General features: G+C 64.8%; 18 protein-coding genes. 9 read left to right on the top strand and 9 right to left on the bottom strand.

The features are described from left to right. Positions 1 to 123 precede the first annotated feature (123 nt). The 6 genes from FBY33_RS02265 to FBY33_RS02245 are packed head-to-tail and all read left to right on the top strand — an operon-like array spanning position 124 to position 6,468. Complete coding sequence (locus tag FBY33_RS02265; protein ID WP_142029110.1) at positions 124 to 1,044, top strand: polysaccharide deacetylase family protein; 921 nt, start codon at positions 124 to 126, stop codon at positions 1,042 to 1,044. Continuing rightward, positions 1,041 to 2,354 carry an MFS transporter gene (locus FBY33_RS02260; RefSeq protein WP_142029109.1) on the top strand — a complete coding sequence of 438 codons (1,314 nt, stop codon included), beginning with the start codon at positions 1,041 to 1,043 and terminating at the stop codon, positions 2,352 to 2,354. Before FBY33_RS02265 ends, FBY33_RS02260 begins: the two co-directional genes overlap by 4 nt. Next, positions 2,351 to 3,169, top strand: a complete 819-nt coding sequence (locus tag FBY33_RS02255) for an SDR family NAD(P)-dependent oxidoreductase (protein ID WP_235010358.1) — start codon at positions 2,351 to 2,353, stop codon at positions 3,167 to 3,169. Before FBY33_RS02260 ends, FBY33_RS02255 begins: the two co-directional genes overlap by 4 nt. Then, entirely contained in the window at positions 3,159 to 4,178 is a 1,020-nt protein-coding gene (locus tag FBY33_RS20435) for a ketopantoate reductase family protein (RefSeq protein ID WP_200831300.1), read from the top strand. The genes FBY33_RS02255 and FBY33_RS20435 overlap by 11 nt, the downstream gene beginning before the upstream one ends. 47 nt (positions 4,179 to 4,225) lie before the next feature. Further along, the gene (locus FBY33_RS20430) at positions 4,226 to 5,374 is read left to right on the top strand and encodes a M20 family metallopeptidase (RefSeq protein ID WP_235010356.1); all 1,149 of its coding nucleotides are present in this window, start codon (positions 4,226 to 4,228) and stop codon (positions 5,372 to 5,374) included. Continuing rightward, entirely contained in the window at positions 5,371 to 6,468 is a 1,098-nt protein-coding gene (locus FBY33_RS02245; RefSeq protein WP_327436736.1) for an NADH:flavin oxidoreductase/NADH oxidase, read from the top strand. Before FBY33_RS20430 ends, FBY33_RS02245 begins: the two co-directional genes overlap by 4 nt. 11 nt (positions 6,469 to 6,479) lie before the next feature. Here FBY33_RS02245 and FBY33_RS02240 read toward each other — a convergent pair whose 3' ends face one another. Further along, entirely contained in the window at positions 6,480 to 7,376 is an 897-nt protein-coding gene (locus FBY33_RS02240; protein WP_142029106.1) for a helix-turn-helix transcriptional regulator, read from the bottom strand. 140 nt (positions 7,377 to 7,516) lie between these two features. On the opposite strand from FBY33_RS02240, the gene FBY33_RS02235 reads away from it, so the two are divergent. Together FBY33_RS02235 and FBY33_RS02230 are read left to right on the top strand one after the other, a co-directional pair. Then, the gene (locus tag FBY33_RS02235; RefSeq protein ID WP_142029105.1) at positions 7,517 to 8,533 is read left to right on the top strand and encodes a zinc-dependent alcohol dehydrogenase family protein; all 1,017 of its coding nucleotides are present in this window, start codon (positions 7,517 to 7,519) and stop codon (positions 8,531 to 8,533) included. A 153-nt stretch (positions 8,534 to 8,686) separates the two neighbouring features. Next, positions 8,687 to 9,727, top strand: a complete 1,041-nt coding sequence (locus tag FBY33_RS02230; protein ID WP_142029104.1) for an NAD(P)-dependent alcohol dehydrogenase — start codon at positions 8,687 to 8,689, stop codon at positions 9,725 to 9,727. A gap of 78 nt (positions 9,728 to 9,805) precedes the next feature. Here FBY33_RS02230 and FBY33_RS02225 read toward each other — a convergent pair whose 3' ends face one another. The 7 genes from FBY33_RS02225 to FBY33_RS02195 all read right to left on the bottom strand — a co-directional run bounded on the left by FBY33_RS02225 (position 9,806) and on the right by FBY33_RS02195 (position 14,368). Continuing rightward, the gene (locus FBY33_RS02225) at positions 9,806 to 10,843 is read right to left on the bottom strand and encodes a nitronate monooxygenase (RefSeq protein WP_142029103.1); all 1,038 of its coding nucleotides are present in this window, start codon (positions 10,841 to 10,843) and stop codon (positions 9,806 to 9,808) included. Between the two features lie 119 nt (positions 10,844 to 10,962). Beyond that, positions 10,963 to 11,157: a hypothetical protein gene (locus FBY33_RS02220; protein WP_056329973.1), complete on the bottom strand. Its 195-nt coding sequence runs from the start codon at positions 11,155 to 11,157 to the stop codon at positions 10,963 to 10,965. A 232-nt stretch (positions 11,158 to 11,389) separates the two neighbouring features. Then, the gene (locus FBY33_RS02215) at positions 11,390 to 12,154 is read right to left on the bottom strand and encodes a GAF and ANTAR domain-containing protein (RefSeq protein WP_142029102.1); all 765 of its coding nucleotides are present in this window, start codon (positions 12,152 to 12,154) and stop codon (positions 11,390 to 11,392) included. Then, complete coding sequence (locus FBY33_RS02210) at positions 12,151 to 12,402, bottom strand: hypothetical protein (protein ID WP_142029101.1); 252 nt, start codon at positions 12,400 to 12,402, stop codon at positions 12,151 to 12,153. The genes FBY33_RS02215 and FBY33_RS02210 overlap by 4 nt, the downstream gene beginning before the upstream one ends. Further along, on the bottom strand, positions 12,399 to 13,130 hold the full coding sequence (locus FBY33_RS02205) for a GAF and ANTAR domain-containing protein (protein WP_142029100.1): 732 nt from the start codon (positions 13,128 to 13,130) through the stop codon (positions 12,399 to 12,401). The genes FBY33_RS02210 and FBY33_RS02205 overlap by 4 nt, the downstream gene beginning before the upstream one ends. 182 nt (positions 13,131 to 13,312) lie before the next feature. Beyond that, the gene (locus FBY33_RS02200; RefSeq protein WP_142029099.1) at positions 13,313 to 13,639 is read right to left on the bottom strand and encodes a hypothetical protein; all 327 of its coding nucleotides are present in this window, start codon (positions 13,637 to 13,639) and stop codon (positions 13,313 to 13,315) included. Between the two features lie 9 nt (positions 13,640 to 13,648). After that, the gene (locus FBY33_RS02195) at positions 13,649 to 14,368 is read right to left on the bottom strand and encodes a GAF and ANTAR domain-containing protein (RefSeq protein WP_142029098.1); all 720 of its coding nucleotides are present in this window, start codon (positions 14,366 to 14,368) and stop codon (positions 13,649 to 13,651) included. 68 nt (positions 14,369 to 14,436) lie between these two features. On the opposite strand from FBY33_RS02195, the gene FBY33_RS02190 reads away from it, so the two are divergent. After that, positions 14,437 to 15,171, top strand: a complete 735-nt coding sequence (locus FBY33_RS02190) for a GAF and ANTAR domain-containing protein (protein ID WP_142029097.1) — start codon at positions 14,437 to 14,439, stop codon at positions 15,169 to 15,171. A gap of 39 nt (positions 15,172 to 15,210) precedes the next feature. Here FBY33_RS02190 and FBY33_RS02185 read toward each other — a convergent pair whose 3' ends face one another. After that, entirely contained in the window at positions 15,211 to 15,942 is a 732-nt protein-coding gene (locus tag FBY33_RS02185; RefSeq protein ID WP_142029096.1) for a Type 1 glutamine amidotransferase-like domain-containing protein, read from the bottom strand. Positions 15,943 to 15,950: the final 8 nt, after the last annotated feature.

Here is a 15,950-nt window from a genome sequence, read left to right as displayed (position 1 = left end):
TTTCCTCTAACTTGGTAAATGAGAGCTGGATCACTTTCAAAGAATTCCCCTGCCAAAGACTGAATCGGCCCCTTTTCCCGGTAGCCGGACCATCAGCACCTAAGAAATGAAAAGGAGCGCACTGTGAACAACGTCCCGTCGTGGCAATGGCCCGAACATGAGTGGCGAGCGCACGTGAACAAGGTCCGTGCCGGCCAGTCCCTTGTCCATCCGGACCCGGCCCTGCGCTGGAAGGACGGTGCGGCAGCGGCCGTCCTGTTGTCCTTCGACTCCGATCACGAAACTCCGTCACTGCGGGACGGCGAGACCTCACCGGGGCGGATGGCGCAGGGGGAGTACGGAGCCCGGGCGGGAGTGCCGCGGATTCTGGAACTCCTCAGCCGCTACGAGGCTCCCGCATCCTTCTATGTCCCCGCAGTATGCGCGCTTCTCCGTCCCGATGAAGTACCCACCTATGTGGAACAGGGGCACGAAGTGGCCGTGCATGGGTGGATCCACGAACGGAACACCCTGCTGAGCCATGAGCAGGAACTGGATCTGCTCGGGCGGGCAACGGACGTTCTGGAGCGCCAGGCCGGAACCCGGCCGGTAGGTATCCGGACCCCATCCTGGGACTTCTCCGCGTCCACCCTCGATGTCATTCGTGAGCTTGGGTTCCTTTACGACTCATCGCTCATGGCGGACGACGAACCCTACGAACTGCTCGCTGACGGTGCGCCTACCGGGATTGTGGAGATCCCGGTGGAATGGATCCGGGATGACGCGCCCTACCTGATGATGGACCGCTTCACCGGTCTTCGTCCCTACATGCCGCCCCGCCAGCTCCTCCAGATCTGGAAGGACGAGTTCGACGCAGCCTATGCCGAGGGCGGAGTCTTCCAGCTCACCATGCACCCCCACATCATCGGCCACCGTTCACGGCTGATGGTCCTGGCGGAGCTCATGGACCACATCCGATCCCACAACGACGTGTGGATCACCACCCACGCAGAACTGGCAACCCACGTTGCCTCCCGACTCACAACGAGGACGTCTGTCTCATGACACAACAGCTGAACGTGGCCGGAGTCCACGAAACCAAACTTTCCCCACAGGGCCGCAAAGCGATCGTCGCTGGGAGCATCGGCAATGCCGTTGAATGGGTGGACTGGGCCGTCTACACCACCTTCTCATCGATCTTCGCCCATCATTTCTTTCCCAAGGGCGATCCCATTGCTGCCCTCCTGGCGACGCTCGCCATCTTCGCAGTGGGATTCGTCATGCGGCCCGTTGGTGCGGCGCTCATGGGCGCATATGCAGACCGGCACGGACGGAAGAAGGGCCTGGTCCTGACCATTGGCCTTATGGCCGGAGCCACTGCGTTGATTGGTCTCGCACCCACCTATGAAGCCGTGGGGCTCCTCTCACCGGTCATCCTCGTGGTGGCCCGGATGGTCCAGGGCTTCGCAGCGGGAGGCGAGTTCGGCTCCTCCTCGGCATTCCTGGTCGAATCCGCCGCGCCCCGCCGGCGCGCCTTCGCTGGCTCCTGGCAGCAAGTGTCAGTTGGCGCCGGAGTTCTGCTCGCCTCCGGCATGGGGGCGATCATCACCAGCACATTGTCCAAGGACGCGTTGGACAACTGGGGATGGCGGCTGGCGTTCATCGTAGCTGCACTCCTGGGCCTGGTGGGCCTGTGGCTGCGATCCTCTGTCGAGGAAACGGAGTCGTTCGTCAACGCCAAGAACCTCTCAGAAACGGCTGGTGAAAAGCGCCGCAATGCCGTATTCACCATGTTTGTGAAGCATCCTGCGGCCACCCTGCGGGTATTCGGCGTCACGATTGCCGGCACACTTCTCTACTACATGTGGGTCTCCTACATGCCTACCTATGCGGCCGTGGCCACCGGAATCCCCCTGAGCCAGGCCCTGCTAGCCAACTTCATCGCTGTTGGCCTGTTCCTTGTCCTCCTGCCGTTCGCCGGACTCCTTTCGGACAAGATCGGCCGCAAACCTACGATGACCGCTTTCGCGGGTGGCTTCCTGCTCTTTTCCTGGCCTGCCTTCACCCTGCTCAACGGCAACTTCTGGATGCTGTTGCTCATTGAAGTCATCGGTATCATCCTGCTCCTGGGCTATTCGGCAAACTGCGCCGTGATCATGGCCGAGCAGTTTCCGGCTGAAGTGCGGGCAACCGGGATCGGCTTGCCCTACGCGCTCGCCGTGGCGATATTCGGCGGAACTGCGCCGTACATCACCACCTGGATGAACACCAGCGGATTCGGCGGCCTGGTATGGCTCTACTGTGCAGTGGCAGCCGCCATCGGTGTGACGGTGTACATGACCATGCCGGAGACCAAAGGCAAGGTCCTCGATTGAGCCCGCATGCTGTCATCACGGGAGCGGGAAGCGGCATTGGCCGGCAGGTCGCAAACCGGTTTGCCGGACTCGGCTACCGGCTGACGCTGGTGGATATCAATGCCGCCCCCTTGGCCTCCACTGCTAAGGCATGCAAGGAAGCCGGCGCTGAGGACGCAAACACCGTGGCAGTGGACCTGGCGACTCCTACAGGCCCCGGGGAGATGCTCGCCCAATCGTGGGCCATCGCTCCCGTGGATGTACTGGTCAACTCGGCCGGAATCTACCCGGCCACCCCCTTCCTGTCCCTGGACGCTGACACATGGGATGCGGTGCAGAACCTCAACACCAGGGCCCCCTTGCTGGCGACGGTGGCCCTGGCGCGGCGGGCCATCGAAACAGGGCGGGGCGCCAGCGTCGTCAATATCTCCTCGGGCGCGGCCCTGCGCGCCCGTCCCGGAGCCGCCCCCTACTCCACGTCCAAGGCGGCCTTGGAAATGGCGACGCGTGCCTCCGCCCTGGAGCTCGGGCAGTACGGCATTCGTGTGAACGCCGTCGCCCCAGGTTTCGTGACGGTGAACAGCAGCGCCAATCCGGTGACGGAGGAATATGCCGCCGCCGTCTCGGGTAATCCCTTGGGACGCCGGGGAGAGCCCGACGACATTGCCCGGGCCGTCGTCTGGCTTGCTGGAGCCGAAGCCGAATGGATCACGGGTGAAACCGTGCGCGTCGACGGCGGGTCGTCGGCCGGCGCAATGAACCTTCCCCTCCACTGGGCCACGAACAAAGCGGCCCACCGCGGGGCCAACGATTTGATAGGAAACCATGACGGATAGTACGTACACAGTAGTAGGCGCCGGTGCGATCGGCGGCACTTTAGCCGCACACCTGCACGCGCTGGGAGTACCGGTCCAGCTGGTTGACGCCGATATCCATCACGTCACAGCCATGCGCAAGAATGGCCTGCAGATCAAGACTCCCTCAGGAGTAATGGTGGCGGACGTACCGGTGTACGGCCTCGACGACGCCCCTGACCACCTGGAACGTGTCCTCCTGGCGGTCAAGGCCCAGGCAACCGACAGCGCTGCTGCCTGGATAGCTCCCAGGCTCGGCAGCGACGGATATGTGGCGTCCATGCAGAACGGCCTCAATGAGGCAACCATCGCCGCGCACGTCGGCGCCGATCGCACAGTCATTGCCTTTGTGGATCTCTTTGCCGACGTATTGGAACCAGGCGTCATTAACGACGGCGGCAGCGGGGCGATGGCGCTGGGCGAATACTCGGGCGGCACAAGCGACCGGGTGCGGCAGCTTGCCCATGACCTTCGCCATTGGGGTTCCCCCACTGTGACCGGCAACGTCGCCGGTTTCCTGTGGGCCAAGCTCGGCTTCGGTGCAATGCTGACGGCCACCGCACTGGCGGACGCCGACATGAGCGAGCTGATCGACCGGCACCGGCCTGCCATGAACGAACTGGCCGCGGAAGTCTTCGATGTTGCAGCAGCCGAGGGCATCAGCCTTGAGGGATTCGACGCCTTCGACCCTGCCAGCTACGTTCGCGGGGCCGATCCCCTTAAGAACTCCGAGGCCACTGACGACCTCATCAAGTGGCTGTCCACGCAGACCAAGACCCGCTCCGGCATCTGGCGGGACATCGCCGTGCGGAAACGTCCCACCGAGGTTCCCACCCAGTACGGGCCGGTCATCGACATGGCCGCGAAGCACGGACTGAAGCTGCCCCTCATCGAGGAACTTGTATCGGCCATCCGGCAACTCGAAACCGGGTCCATATCAATGGATGAAGAGCACCTTTTTGCCCTCGACCGTAAGGCCATTGCGCGATGAACACCCTTCAAGACCTGCCATCGTGGATTTCAAGGAAGCGGGAGGACATGGTTGGGGACCTGGCCGCCTACGTTTCCCACGAAACCCCCTCTGATGACAAAGCGTTGCTTATGACTGGTCTCGCGTGGCTGGAGGAGTGGCTTCAGGCCCGCATCGGACCGCCGGCTTCCCGCCGGCTGGTCGGCGGCGGCACATGGGGCGACTCCCTGGTACTGGATTATCCGTCGGAGAGCGATGCTGAGAGCTGGATCACCGCCCTCTGCCACTATGACACCGTGTGGTCGGCCGGGACCCTCCGCGACTGGCCCGTGGTTGTGGAGGGGGACCGCTTCTCAGGCCCCGGGGCCTTTGACATGAAGGGCGGCTTGGTGCAACTCGTATGGGCCCTTCGCGCGGCCAAGGAACTCGGGCTGCCCCGACCCAACGTGAGGCTGGTCCTGAACGGGGACGAGGAAGTGGGAAGCCCCGCATCGCGGCCCGTCATCGAAGCAGAAGTAGTCCGCGGAGAGGCTGTGCTCGTCTTCGAAGCCAGCGCCGGCGGCGCGCTTAAGACGGCGCGGAAAGGGGTGGGCATCTTTCAGGTCAGGGCCACAGGCAAGGAAGCGCACGCCGGGCTGGATCCCGAAGTGGGCGCCAGCGCCATCGATGAGATAGCACGCGTAATCCTGCAGCTGCACGCCGAAGCGGACCTCGCCAAAGGAACCACTGTGAATGTGGGTCTGGTCCATGGAGGGACACGGACGAACGTCAAGGCCGGCTCCGCCGTCGCAGACCTCGACGTCCGGGTGTCCTCCGAGGCTGAGGTCCAGCGGATTGATTCGGTCCTCGATGGTTTGGTCCCCCGCAACCCCGAAGCCGGCTTGAAGGTCAGTGGTGCCTGGAATCGGCCCGTCATGGCCCGTTCCCCGGAGACCGCACGGCTGTTTGCAGAGGCAGAGCAGGTGGCGGGCGTGCTGGGGTTCCCGCTCGCCGAAACGTCCGTAGGCGGCGCCAGTGACGGCAACTTCGCAGCGGCGCTGGGTCTTCCCGTTCTCGACGGGCTCGGCGCGGTCGGTGACGGCGCTCACGCGCGGCATGAATGGATCAGCATTGACGGCATGCTCGAGCGGACTTGCCTCGCGGCTGGCCTTCTCGCAGTGCTGGCCGAACCGGCTGAACTCGGGCGGCATGGCGAAGCCGATGCAATGGTTGGATGAGTGGGCCTTTGGAAATGAGTACCGCCATTGAGAAGTTTTCGCGCCCGTTGAAGCTGCGCGGGCTTAAGATTCCGAACAGAATCTGGATGTCCCCCATGTGCCAGTATTCGGCCACGGAAGATGGGGTCCCCACGAGCTGGCACATGGTCCACTATGGGTCCAGGGCTGTGGGCGGTGCGGGGATGGTCATGGTGGAGTCAACGGCGGTGGGCCCTCGCCATCGGACGACGGCGCACGATCTCGGTATCTGGAGCGCGGAACAAGTCGGGGCGCACCGGAAGCTGGCAGCCCAGATCAAGGATCCGGGCGCCGTTGCCGCAGTCCAGTTGCAGAGTGCCGGGCGCAAAAGCTCGCACATGGTCCCCTGGCTTGGGAAGGGGCAGAACGGGGCGGTCCCTGTGGAGGACGGGGGCTGGATTCCCATGGCCCCGTCCGCCACGCCGTTCGGGCAGCTGACCGTTCCGGATGCGATGACGGCCGCCGAGGTGGAAGCCACCGTCGAGGCATTTGCCCAGGCCGCCGTTAACGCTGCGGAGGCCGGCTACGACGTCGTCGAAATCCATGCAGCGCACGGATACCTGCTCCATCAATTCCTCTCGCCGGTAACAAACCGCCGCACTGACGAGTTTGGCGGCGGGCTTGAGAACCGGATGCGGCTGCCGCTGAGGGTCTGCAAAGCCGTACGGGGTGCCTTCCCGCAGGACAGGCCCGTCTTCGTGCGGTTGACAGCCACGGACTGGATCGACGGCGGGATCACCATCGATGAGGCCCTCGTCTTCGCCGTCCGGCTTGCCGCACTCGGCATCGACCTCCTCGATGTGACGTCGGGCGCTTTGGCCATCGATGCGCCGCCGCCCAATAGGCAGGGCCTCAACCTGGAGTTCGCTGAGGTCCTGAAGGATGTCGCCGGCATCGCGGTGGCCCCGGTGGGCCAGCTTTCGGACCCCGAGCTGTTGCGAAAGGTCGCCGAGACATCGTCCGTGGACGCAGTAATTGTTGGTCGGGCGCTCCTACGCGATCCCTATTTCGCGCTCCGGCTCACAGCCCATCCGTCCAAGGAGAGGTGGCCCAGCCAGTATCACCGCGCGCTGTAGCAGGGGGATGCCTACAGGGCGCGGACCTGGCCCCGGGCCGCCTCGGCGATGTTCTCGGTAACGGCCCAGGACGCCAGGAGCTTGAGGGCTTCCTCGGAGGGGCTGCCGGGAGTGGCGGGATACACGGTGAGGGTGTGTCCCGGATCCTCTTCAAGGCCCAGGACCTGGTAGTTCAGTTCCAGGAGGCCCACTACAGGGTGCTGGAAGAACTTGGTCCCGGCGTAGTGGCGGCGGACGTTGTGGGCTGCCCAGAGCGTGCGGAATTCGTCGCTGCGCATGGACAGTTCACCGATGAGTTCGGCGATGCCCTTGTCGTGCGGGTTGCGGCCTGCCTCGCGGCGGAGGATGGCCACGTTGGTGTTGGCTGCCCGGTCCCAGTCCGGGTAAAAGTTGTGGGCCCGGGGGTCCAGGAAGATGAAGCGGGAGTGGTTGGCAGGCCTGGCCGGGGTGCGGTACATGTCCGAATACAGGGCGTAGCCCAGGGTGTTGGCGGCCACGATGTCCAGCCGGTTGTTGCCGATGAAGGCAGGCGCCCCGGTGATGGTGTCCAAAAGGTACTGCAGTTCCGGGCGGACCTTCGAGGGAGCGGAACCGCCCGTGCCTGAAGCCCTCTTCCGCGTCGGCGTGTTGGCCGCCCGCGCCAGGTCGTAGAGGTGGTCGTGCTCCGCGCGGTCCAGTTCCAGTGCGCCGGCAATGGCATCCAGCACGCTGTCCGAAACGCCGGAGAGATTGCCGCGTTCCAGGCGGGTGTAGTAGTCCACGCTCACGCCCGCAAGCCGTGCCACTTCCTCGCGCCGCAGCCCCGGCACGCGCCGCCGCCCGCCGTACGGTTCAATGCCTGCCTGCTCAGGGGTGATGCGCCCACGGCGGGAGGACAGGAACTGTCGTACCTCGGCTCGGTTATCCATAGGGAACACGTTACGACGGATGGTCCAACCCTAAGGAGGTTCTGCCGGAACCGGTTACAGCAGCACCCTCGCTAACGGGTCCCGGGCCGGGTTTGATGGGATTGTCCGCTTTCAGCCTTTCCCCACTTGGAGGACCCAGCATGCGAGCAACCATCATGCACGCTCCCGGAGACGTGCGCGTCGAGGACCGTGACAGGCCCGCCATCAAGCAGCCCACGGATGCGGTTATCAAACTCGTTGCCGCCTGTGTCTGCGGGTCCGACCTGTGGCCCTACCGCGGCGCCGACAAACTGCCCAAGCCCATGCCGATGGGCCACGAGTACGTGGGGGTGGTGGAAGAAGTTGGCACCGACGTGAAGAACGTCCGGCCGGGCCAGTTCGTCGTGGGATCCTTCTTTGCCTCGGACAACACCTGCGAAATCTGCCGCTCCGGCTACCAAAGCGGCTGCGTCCACCGGCAGGGCGTGGGCGGCGCCCAGGCCGAGTACCTGCGCGTCCCGCTCGCGGACGGCACCCTGGTGGCAACGCCTGACATGCCCGACGCCGGCATGGTTCCGTCGCTGCTTGCCGCCTCCGACGTGCTGGGTACAGGATGGTTTGCCGCCAAGGCGGCGGAGGTGGGACCTGGCAAGACCGTGGCGGTAGTGGGCGACGGCGCCGTGGGACTTTTGGGGGTCCTGGCAGCAAAGCAAATGGGAGCCGAGCGGATCATCGCCATGTCGCGGCACGCCGACCGGCAGGCCCTGGCCCGTGAGTTTGGTGCCACCGACATCGTGGCGGAGCGCGGCGACGCAGGGGTGAAAAAGATCAAGGAACTCACTGGCGGCCTGGGCGCACACTCGGTTATCGAGGCTGTGGGTACCCAGGAATCGATGCTGCAGGCAATCCACGCCGCCCGTGCCGGCGGCCATGTCGGTTTCGTGGGCGTGTCCCACGACGTGGCGCTGCCCGGCCGGGACCTTTTCTACTCGCACGTGCACCTGCACGGCGGTCCGGCTCCGGTGCGGCAGTACCTCCCCGAACTGATCGACCTGATCCTCAAGGGTGAGATCAACCCCGGCAAGGTGTTCGACCTCGAACTCCCGCTGGACCAGGCGGCAGAGGCGTACAAGGCCATGGACGAACGGCGCGCCATCAAGGTACTCCTCCGGCCCTGACCAGCAGTTCCATCGGCGTGGCCCTGGCTGCCGCCAAGGTAGGACTCCCAAGACCAGGTACAACAGGGCCATGTTGGCCCCACTTTTTCCTGGGTTTGATCCGAACAACCCCGGTAGCATTTCAATAATCCCCCAACAGATCACAGGAGAACCATGACTACCGTCAAGGCTTATGCATCCCCGTCCGCCACGGAGGACCTGGTGGCAACCACCATCGAGCGCCGCGAAGTGGGTCCCCATGACGTCATGATCGAGATCAAGTTCGCCGGCATCTGCCACTCGGACATCCACACCGTCCGCGGCGACTGGGGCCCGCAGCAGTACCCGCTGGTTCCCGGCCACGAGATCGCAGGCATCGTTACCGAGGTGGGAGCGGCCGTGACCAAGCACGCCGTTGGCGAACGCGTTGGTGTTGGCTGCATGGTCAACTCCTGCAAGGAGTGCGTCAACTGCCAGAAGGGCGAGGAACAGTACTGCCTCAAGGGAAATGTCGGCACGTACGGCGCCGTTGACCGCGATGGAACCATCACCCAGGGCGGCTACTCCACTCACGTCGTGGTGACCGAGGACTTCGTGGTGACCATTCCCGAGGGCATCGAGCTCGACGTCGCGGCACCGCTGCTGTGCGCCGGCATCACCACCTACTCCCCGCTGCGCCACTGGGGCGCCGGGCCCGGCAAGAAGGTCGCCGTCGTCGGCCTCGGCGGCCTGGGCCACATGGCCGTCAAGCTCGCCCACGCCATGGGCGCCGACGTAACGGTTCTGTCCCAGTCGCTGAAGAAGCAGGAAGACGGCCTGAAGCTTGGTGCAGACCACTACTACGCCACCAGCGACGAGAACACCTTCAGCGACCTCGCGGGCAGCTTCGACCTGATCATCAACACCGTGAGCGCCTCGATCAACATCAGCTCCTACCTGGGCCTGCTGAAGCTCGACGGCGCCCTGGTGAACGTCGGTGCCCCCGCCGAGCCGCTCCCCGTCAACGCCTTCGCACTGATCGGCGGCCGCCGCTCGTTTGCCGGTTCCATGATCGGCGGCATCCGCGAGACCCAGGAAATGCTCAACTTCTGCGCCGAGCACAGCCTGGGCGCCGAGATCGAGGTCATCCCGGCAGAGAAGATCAACGAGGCCTACGAGCGCGTCCTCGCCTCGGACGTCCGGTACCGCTTCGTGATCGACACCGCCACCCTCTAAAGCACCACCCACGCACTGCGGGCCGGCTTCGAAAGGGGCCGGCCCGCCGTCGTTCGTGGCAGGGGGCGGTGCAGCGCCTTACGGCGCGAGACTCTTCAGGACCGCCGCCGCGGGGCCTTCCATGGTGTGCCGGTAGTTGATGCCAGCCCACAGGTTCAGCCAGTCCGGCTCTCCAGCGGCTGCGGCGGCGGCCCGCAGGGGAGTGGTCAGGTGGTGGATCTCCGGGTACCCGTACGGGGCATCCGCGTCATGGCGGCGCATGAATTCGTTGTAAAGGCCGCGGGCATTGCGTCCTGAAAAAGCGCGGGTGACGGCGGTGGTGGTGAAGCGCCCGGCCGACGACAATGCGGCGCGGTGCGCCGCCTTGGTTCCTGCTTCATCGGCCAAGAGGAAAGCCGTTCCCGCCTGGACCGCAGCCGCGCCGACGTCGAGCGCAGCCCGCGTATCCTCCCGCGTCCCAATTCCGCCTGCGGCGATGAGCGGCACGTCAAGATCGGCCAGCTCTTCGAGGATGCCATGCAGGGGCACCGTGGTAGGCGGAGCAGCCGCGTTGAACGTTCCCCGGTGGCCGCCGGCTTCCGGGCCCTGGACGCAAAGGGCGTCGGCGCCCTGGGCAAGCGCCCGGAGCGCCTCCCCGCGATCCGTCACCGTGGCCACCACATAGGCGCCGCGCTTGTGGAGCGCTTCGACAACCCCGGCACCGGGAACATCGAAGGTGAACGAAACAACTGCCGGTGCGAGCTCCAGCAGAACCTCGAGCTTCTTGTCCCAGTCGTCGTCGTCATGCCGTGGCTTTCCCAGGGTGACACCGAACCGCTCGGCGTCGGCGGCCAGGGACGCCGCGTACTGCTGCAGGGACCCAGGGCTGATGACCGACGGTTGGGGGACGAACAGGTTGACCCCGAAGGGCCGGTCCGTGAGCGAGCGGACGGCTTCGATCTCGGAGCGCATGGCGGCAGCGGTCTTGTAGCCAGCCGCCAGGAACCCCAACCCGCCGGCGGCACTGACGGCCGCAGCGAGTTGCGGGGTGGAGGGTCCGCCGGCCATAGGCGCCTGGATGACCGGGACTGCCAGGGACCCTGGATTGAAGCGGCTGGCCTTGTGCTGGGTATCCATCTGACCTCCCCGTCCTGCTGCGCGTACCTGACGAATGCTACGCCCTTCCAAGGGCAGGAAAAGAGCGGACGACGCCGGGTGGTGTCCGGCGTCGTCCGCTCCCTTTGGTGCTGGACTCCTTAGAGGACCAGTGCCGGCTCTTCGCCGCGCACGCTCAGCGTGAAGGTGTTGGGGCCGCTGCAGGTGACCGCGATCCGGCACGTGGTGGTGTTGTGGCGGGACGAAAGATCGGTAACCGCGGAATCCAGGGTCTCGTGGAGTGCGGCACGGTCCCAGATCTTCAGGGTCACGGATTCGGCAGTGTTAAACGTCATTGTTCAGTACTTTCCTGTATCAAGCCGGGGTTAAGTCCGGTCAATGGCCTGTCCGCGCTCTGAGGGTCGGTGGCCTGTGCTCACCGGTGGGCCTCGTTGCGTCACCAGGATGTCAAGGGCGGATGTTCCCGGCCCTGCCTATCCATAGTGCCCAACGGGGAATAGCCGGCTCAACCGAAACACTCAATTATTGCGAGTGATTCTCATCACCTGTGAGCGACGACACACTGTCCTACTCGCTGAAATGGGTTGGAATCTTCTCTTCCCCGGAGATCGAGGTGATGACTGACGCTGCCACGTCCCTGAGTTTGATGTTGCGCGCGCTGGAAGCCCGGGTGAGGATGTTGAAGGCTTCGTCCCGGGCGCACCTGTTTTCAGCCATGATGGCGCCGATGGCCATGTCGATGACGGTGCGGGACTGCATGGCTGCGGACATGTCTTCCCGTGCTTCGTTCAGTTGGGTGATCCGCAGGATTAGTCGGATGGCGCCGGCTGCCTGCCGGGCAAACGCCTCCACTGTGCTGATGTCTTCGGCCGAGAACCCGTTGCTGCAGCCGGAGTAAAGGTTGAGTACGGCCTCCGCCTCCCCTGCGAGATCCAGCGGAACGGCAAGGATCGACGAAACCCCCTGCTCCAGGGCGGCCCTGACATAGGGCTCCCAGCGCTTTTCAGTGGCCAGGTTGGGAACCAGGAGGGTAGTTCGTTTTCGCAGCGCCGTGAGGCAGGGGCCATCGCCGAACCCGTTCTGCAATTCGTCAAGGGCCCTGGCCGCGGCATCGCTGGCAGCTACGGCCTGGGGCCTCCTGCGGCGGATGACGGTCACTCCACTGTGGATGGTATTTCCCGGTACGGACAACCGTGACGCTGCCCTGACGGCCAGTTCCGCGAGGAAGTCACGGACGTCGCGGCTCTCCAGGACCAATCGCTGGAAGGACTGTTCGGAGTCCGGACCGGCCAGGCCACCAGGTTCCTGCAGCGGTCCCTTGTTGTCCGTCATTCGGCATCATCCGATGTCAGTTCGGTCATGGCAGTGTTCACGAGTCCCACCTGGGCCGCGGGGAGGTGCAGGGCTTCGTTGAGGTAGGCGTCGAGCGACAGCTCGTCCACGTCCCCGCCGATGCCGTAGTAATACGTCCACAACTTCAGGAGTGGAACGCCGGTGTCCTGGAAGCGGCGTGCTGCTCCATGCCGCTGCTCGTCGGCTTCGATCAGCTGGTCCGGACCCCAGGTCCATTCGGCATTCATGCTTCCCCCTTACCCGGACCAGCGCTGAAGCTTCCCCTTGCCACGATCTCCTGCGCAATTTCCTGGATCCGGCGGTTGCCCGACTTGGCGGCGGCCTGGAGGAGCTCCAGTGCGCCATCCCGGCTGCCGCGGGCCTGGAGCATCACCAGCGCAATGGCCGCGTCCACTACCGCTCGGGATCTAAGCGCAGCGCGGAGGTCCTCGGGGAAGACTTCAGGGGCGTGGAGCCGCAGGGCGAGCCGCAGGATGCGGGACATCGACGCGGCCTGGTCCTCCACCAGCTTGACGGTGTCCTGGCCGAACGCGTGGACGGTATGCGCGTAGCAGTTCAGGGCCGCCTGGGATAGGGGATCCGTGTGGATGGGGACTGCCAGGGCCGAACGGACACCCAGCTTTGCAACGGCATTGGTATACGGGGTCCACCTCTGGTCAAGCTCCAGGTCTTCAATCAATACCGTGTGCTGCTCCCGGAGGGCGGTGAGGCAAGGTCCGGTGCCAACGGAGTATTGCGTCTCGTCCAGCCGGCGGCCCTCTTCACTGCTGTAGGCAAAGGTGGACAGCGCGCCGTCGCGCTCCACGGTGACCGTACATTCCACTGGAGCACCGTCACCCCCCAGCTGCGATGCCGATATGGTCGCCAGGCCCAGGAGGAACTTGGAAAACTCCGGAGTGTTGAGCAGTAAGTCCTGATACTCGTCCGCCGTGGTGATTGCATCGCTGTGGGCCATAGGGCCTCGATCCCTAGTTGCGCCAGTGACTGTTGCTGCTGGCTGTCGGCCTCCTGCTCTCGATGCGGAAGGCCCGGAATTCAATGTCCGGATGCTGTGTCCGGAAATCTCCTCTGTTCGACACTACGCCTGTGCAGGGGTTCCGAACAGGGCCTCAAGTCCTTCTGGCGGGAAGCCGGAAGCTAGGGGCGGGGTGGGGCGGCATCTGGCTGGCTGCCGCCGTCGTCATTTCCTTCTGCGGCCCGCGGCTCGGATGTGAAGTCATTGGAGTACGGCGCCCGCGGCCGGGGCCGCTCGTCAATCAGTTCGTTCGCAGCCAGTGCCAGCAGGTCGCGCTGGACCGGCGGCAGCGAGAGAAGGCCCTGAAGGTAGGCCTCCACCTCGTACTCGCCTGCGTCCCCGGACATGCCAAAGTACTTCAACCACAGCTCAGGCACGGAAATGTCTGCTGCCCTGATGGCTGCGCGGAGCCGGCGTCTTTGCTCTGGTTCGTGTGGATCAAAACCCATCCGCGCTGCCTAAATCCCGGACGCCGGCGTCCCGGCCAGGATGGATTCGCTGACGTTGAGCAGGGTCGTGCGCTCCTGCCGCGCCTGGTTCATCAGCTGCTGCAGCGCCGCCTGGTGCGTTGTGCCCCGGCGTTCCATCAGGACACCGCAGGCGCGGTTGATGACATCCCTGCTGTGAAGCGACGTTCGCAGTGCCTCCGTCATCTTGTGCGGAGCCTCGGTCCCCTGGATATGCGACAGGAGGGTGGCCGCCGGTGCGGCGAACAGTTGAAGCAGCCGCACGCTCCCCGCGTCATAGGCGGATGGGGTGGCCGCGTACAGCTTGATGGCGCCGAGCGTTTCCTTGCCGGCTATCAATGGGGCGCTGACCACAGACCGGATGGGCAGGTCCCGCACGGAATCCCGCCACAGCGGCCAGCGCGAGTCGTCGTGGAGGTCCTGGACCAGGACGGGAGTCTCTGCTGCCCAGGCCGTCAGACAGGGGCCTTCACCGTGCCGGTACTGGGCGGCATCCGCTTGTTCCACCACCCTGTCCGTGTAGCCGCTGCTGGTACGGCGGCCCCTGGAATCCAGCAGGGAGACACCGGCGCCAATGGTGCCGGGGACTGAGTCCTTGGCCGCCTGGGCCAGGAGGCTCACCGCGGTGCCCACCTTTTCTTCCGTTAACAACAGTCCCTGGATGCGAGCGATAACGGTGCTGAGCTCGTCAAGGGGGAGATGCTGGGGCATTTCTCCAGCATATGCCAACCCTTTGACGCCTCCATGCGGCCTGCGCCTTGTGACAGTAAGATTGCTCCATGTCGACGTCAGCAGATAACGAGTCCGTGCGCCAGCTGCAGGAAATCCTGGTGGGCGCCGAGGGCATTGTGGATTTCCTGTCCGGGCTCTCGGAGATGGCTGCCGCCGCGGTCTCCGAAGCTGCGGACGATACGATCGAGTGCGCCGTCACCCTCAAGCTCCGTCGTCGGCCCACCACTGCAGCCGGCAGCAGTGCACGTGCCGTGGAACTTGACCACATCGAGCAGATGTTGGGCGATGGGCCTTGCGTCCGTGCCCTCCGGGAAATGACTCCCATCATGATCGATGATGTCGCAAAAGATCCGAGGTGGCCTGAATTCAACGAAAAGCTGGCAGAGCACAACGTGCGCAGCTCCCTTGGCGTGCCGCTGGAAATCACGGGTGATGCCAGGGCGGCCTTGAACTTTTTCGCAACCAAACCACATGTGTTCACAGCGGATGTCTACGACAAGGCAGTGGGTTTCGCTGGGGCGGTGCACAACACCATGCAACTCTCCGTGCGCATCAACACCATAGAGAACCGGGCCGAAGATCTTGAGGCCGCCCTTGAGAGCAGGACTGCCATCAATCTGGCCTGTGGTGTCATCATGGCGCAGAACCGGTGCTCGCAGGAGGAAGCCATGGAAATCCTCACCAAGGTCTCCAGCAACCGCAACCGCAAGCTTCGGGATGTTGCCAGGGAACTGATCGAGCAGCTGTCCGGCAGCAGCGTCCGCACCCACTTCGACTCATAGCCCGTACGTTTGCGCCAGCCTTGTTCCGGCCCGGCCCGGTCAGGTCGCCGAGCGGACGACGACGGCGGTGGCGGCCCCTCCGGTTCGGTGGATGTCCCAGCAGTTCCCGCTGCCGATGACGTCGTAGTCCAGGTCTCCCGGCGCCGGCAGAACAACGGCTGTGCTTTCGTCTATGGCCACGGCCCTCTCCATCAGACCCGCCGCCACGGCGCCCACCGCCCGGCTCAGCGTCCCGGCCTGCGCCGCGTGGACATCCACAGAAAACGCGGCAAGCCCCAGGCCCTCCCGGATATCCACTGAGTCCAGGCCTTCCGAGCACTCCTGGCCGCATACTTCCACCCCGTTGATCCGGTATCCGCCAACCAACGTCCGCCGGGATGCCACCATGGCGCCGGCGGAAAATCCCAGGTAGGGCGCGCCGTCGGCCACCTTTCTCCTGATGGCTGCGGCCAGCGGGTGAAGCGCCTTCCAGTAGGCCGGCGTCAAACCGCCACCCACCACGATGGCATCCACTTCGTCGAAGGCGGCAGCATCGGCATGCTTTCCCGTCAGGAGCGGAATGGGCACTATTTCGCACTCGATCCTGGCGCGGAGCGGTTCCGCGTAGGCCGCCACGAGCTCGTGCAGGTTTCCATCGCCGTGGTGCACTGCGACAGCAATGCGTGCCTGCCGGTCCCCGCCGGCATGCTCCCGGACGTTGAGTGTGAACCGGTCAAAGACTTCCGGGAATGCCAGCGGATCCGGCCCCGCGCCGGCGAGGAAAATGCTCATGGGGTTCA

Source organism: Arthrobacter sp. SLBN-112, from assembly GCF_006715225.1.
Taxonomy (GTDB): Bacteria; Actinomycetota; Actinomycetes; order Actinomycetales; family Micrococcaceae; genus Arthrobacter.
The sequence above is the reverse complement of the archived record's forward strand: the minus strand, read 5'-3'. Positions and strand labels throughout refer to the sequence as shown.

Bases quoted from the DNA above. Each gene is read 5' to 3' on its own strand.
- FBY33_RS02210 (WP_142029101.1), bottom strand. From the start codon at position 12,402: ATGAATGCCGAATGGACCTGGGGTCCGGACCAGCTGATCGAAGCCGAC.
- FBY33_RS20435 (WP_200831300.1), top strand. From the start codon at position 3,159: ATGACGGATAGTACGTACACAGTAGTAGGCGCCGGTGCGATCGGCGGC.
- FBY33_RS02235 (WP_142029105.1), top strand. From the start codon at position 7,517: ATGCGAGCAACCATCATGCACGCTCCCGGAGACGTGCGCGTCGAGGAC.
- FBY33_RS02190 (WP_142029097.1), top strand. From the start codon at position 14,437: ATGTCGACGTCAGCAGATAACGAGTCCGTGCGCCAGCTGCAGGAAATC.
- FBY33_RS02245 (WP_327436736.1), top strand. From the start codon at position 5,371: ATGAGTGGGCCTTTGGAAATGAGTACCGCCATTGAGAAGTTTTCGCGC.
- FBY33_RS02220 (WP_056329973.1), bottom strand. From the start codon at position 11,157: ATGACGTTTAACACTGCCGAATCCGTGACCCTGAAGATCTGGGACCGT.
- FBY33_RS02225 (WP_142029103.1), bottom strand. From the start codon at position 10,843: ATGGATACCCAGCACAAGGCCAGCCGCTTCAATCCAGGGTCCCTGGCA.
- FBY33_RS02195 (WP_142029098.1), bottom strand. From the start codon at position 14,368: ATGCCCCAGCATCTCCCCCTTGACGAGCTCAGCACCGTTATCGCTCGC.
- FBY33_RS02215 (WP_142029102.1), bottom strand. From the start codon at position 12,154: ATGACGGACAACAAGGGACCGCTGCAGGAACCTGGTGGCCTGGCCGGT.
- FBY33_RS02260 (WP_142029109.1), top strand. From the start codon at position 1,041: ATGACACAACAGCTGAACGTGGCCGGAGTCCACGAAACCAAACTTTCC.
- FBY33_RS02240 (WP_142029106.1), bottom strand. From the start codon at position 7,376: ATGGATAACCGAGCCGAGGTACGACAGTTCCTGTCCTCCCGCCGTGGG.
- FBY33_RS02200 (WP_142029099.1), bottom strand. From the start codon at position 13,639: ATGGGTTTTGATCCACACGAACCAGAGCAAAGACGCCGGCTCCGCGCA.
- FBY33_RS20430 (WP_235010356.1), top strand. From the start codon at position 4,226: ATGGTTGGGGACCTGGCCGCCTACGTTTCCCACGAAACCCCCTCTGAT.
- FBY33_RS02230 (WP_142029104.1), top strand. From the start codon at position 8,687: ATGACTACCGTCAAGGCTTATGCATCCCCGTCCGCCACGGAGGACCTG.
- FBY33_RS02185 (WP_142029096.1), bottom strand. From the start codon at position 15,942: ATGAGCATTTTCCTCGCCGGCGCGGGGCCGGATCCGCTGGCATTCCCG.
- FBY33_RS02205 (WP_142029100.1), bottom strand. From the start codon at position 13,130: ATGGCCCACAGCGATGCAATCACCACGGCGGACGAGTATCAGGACTTA.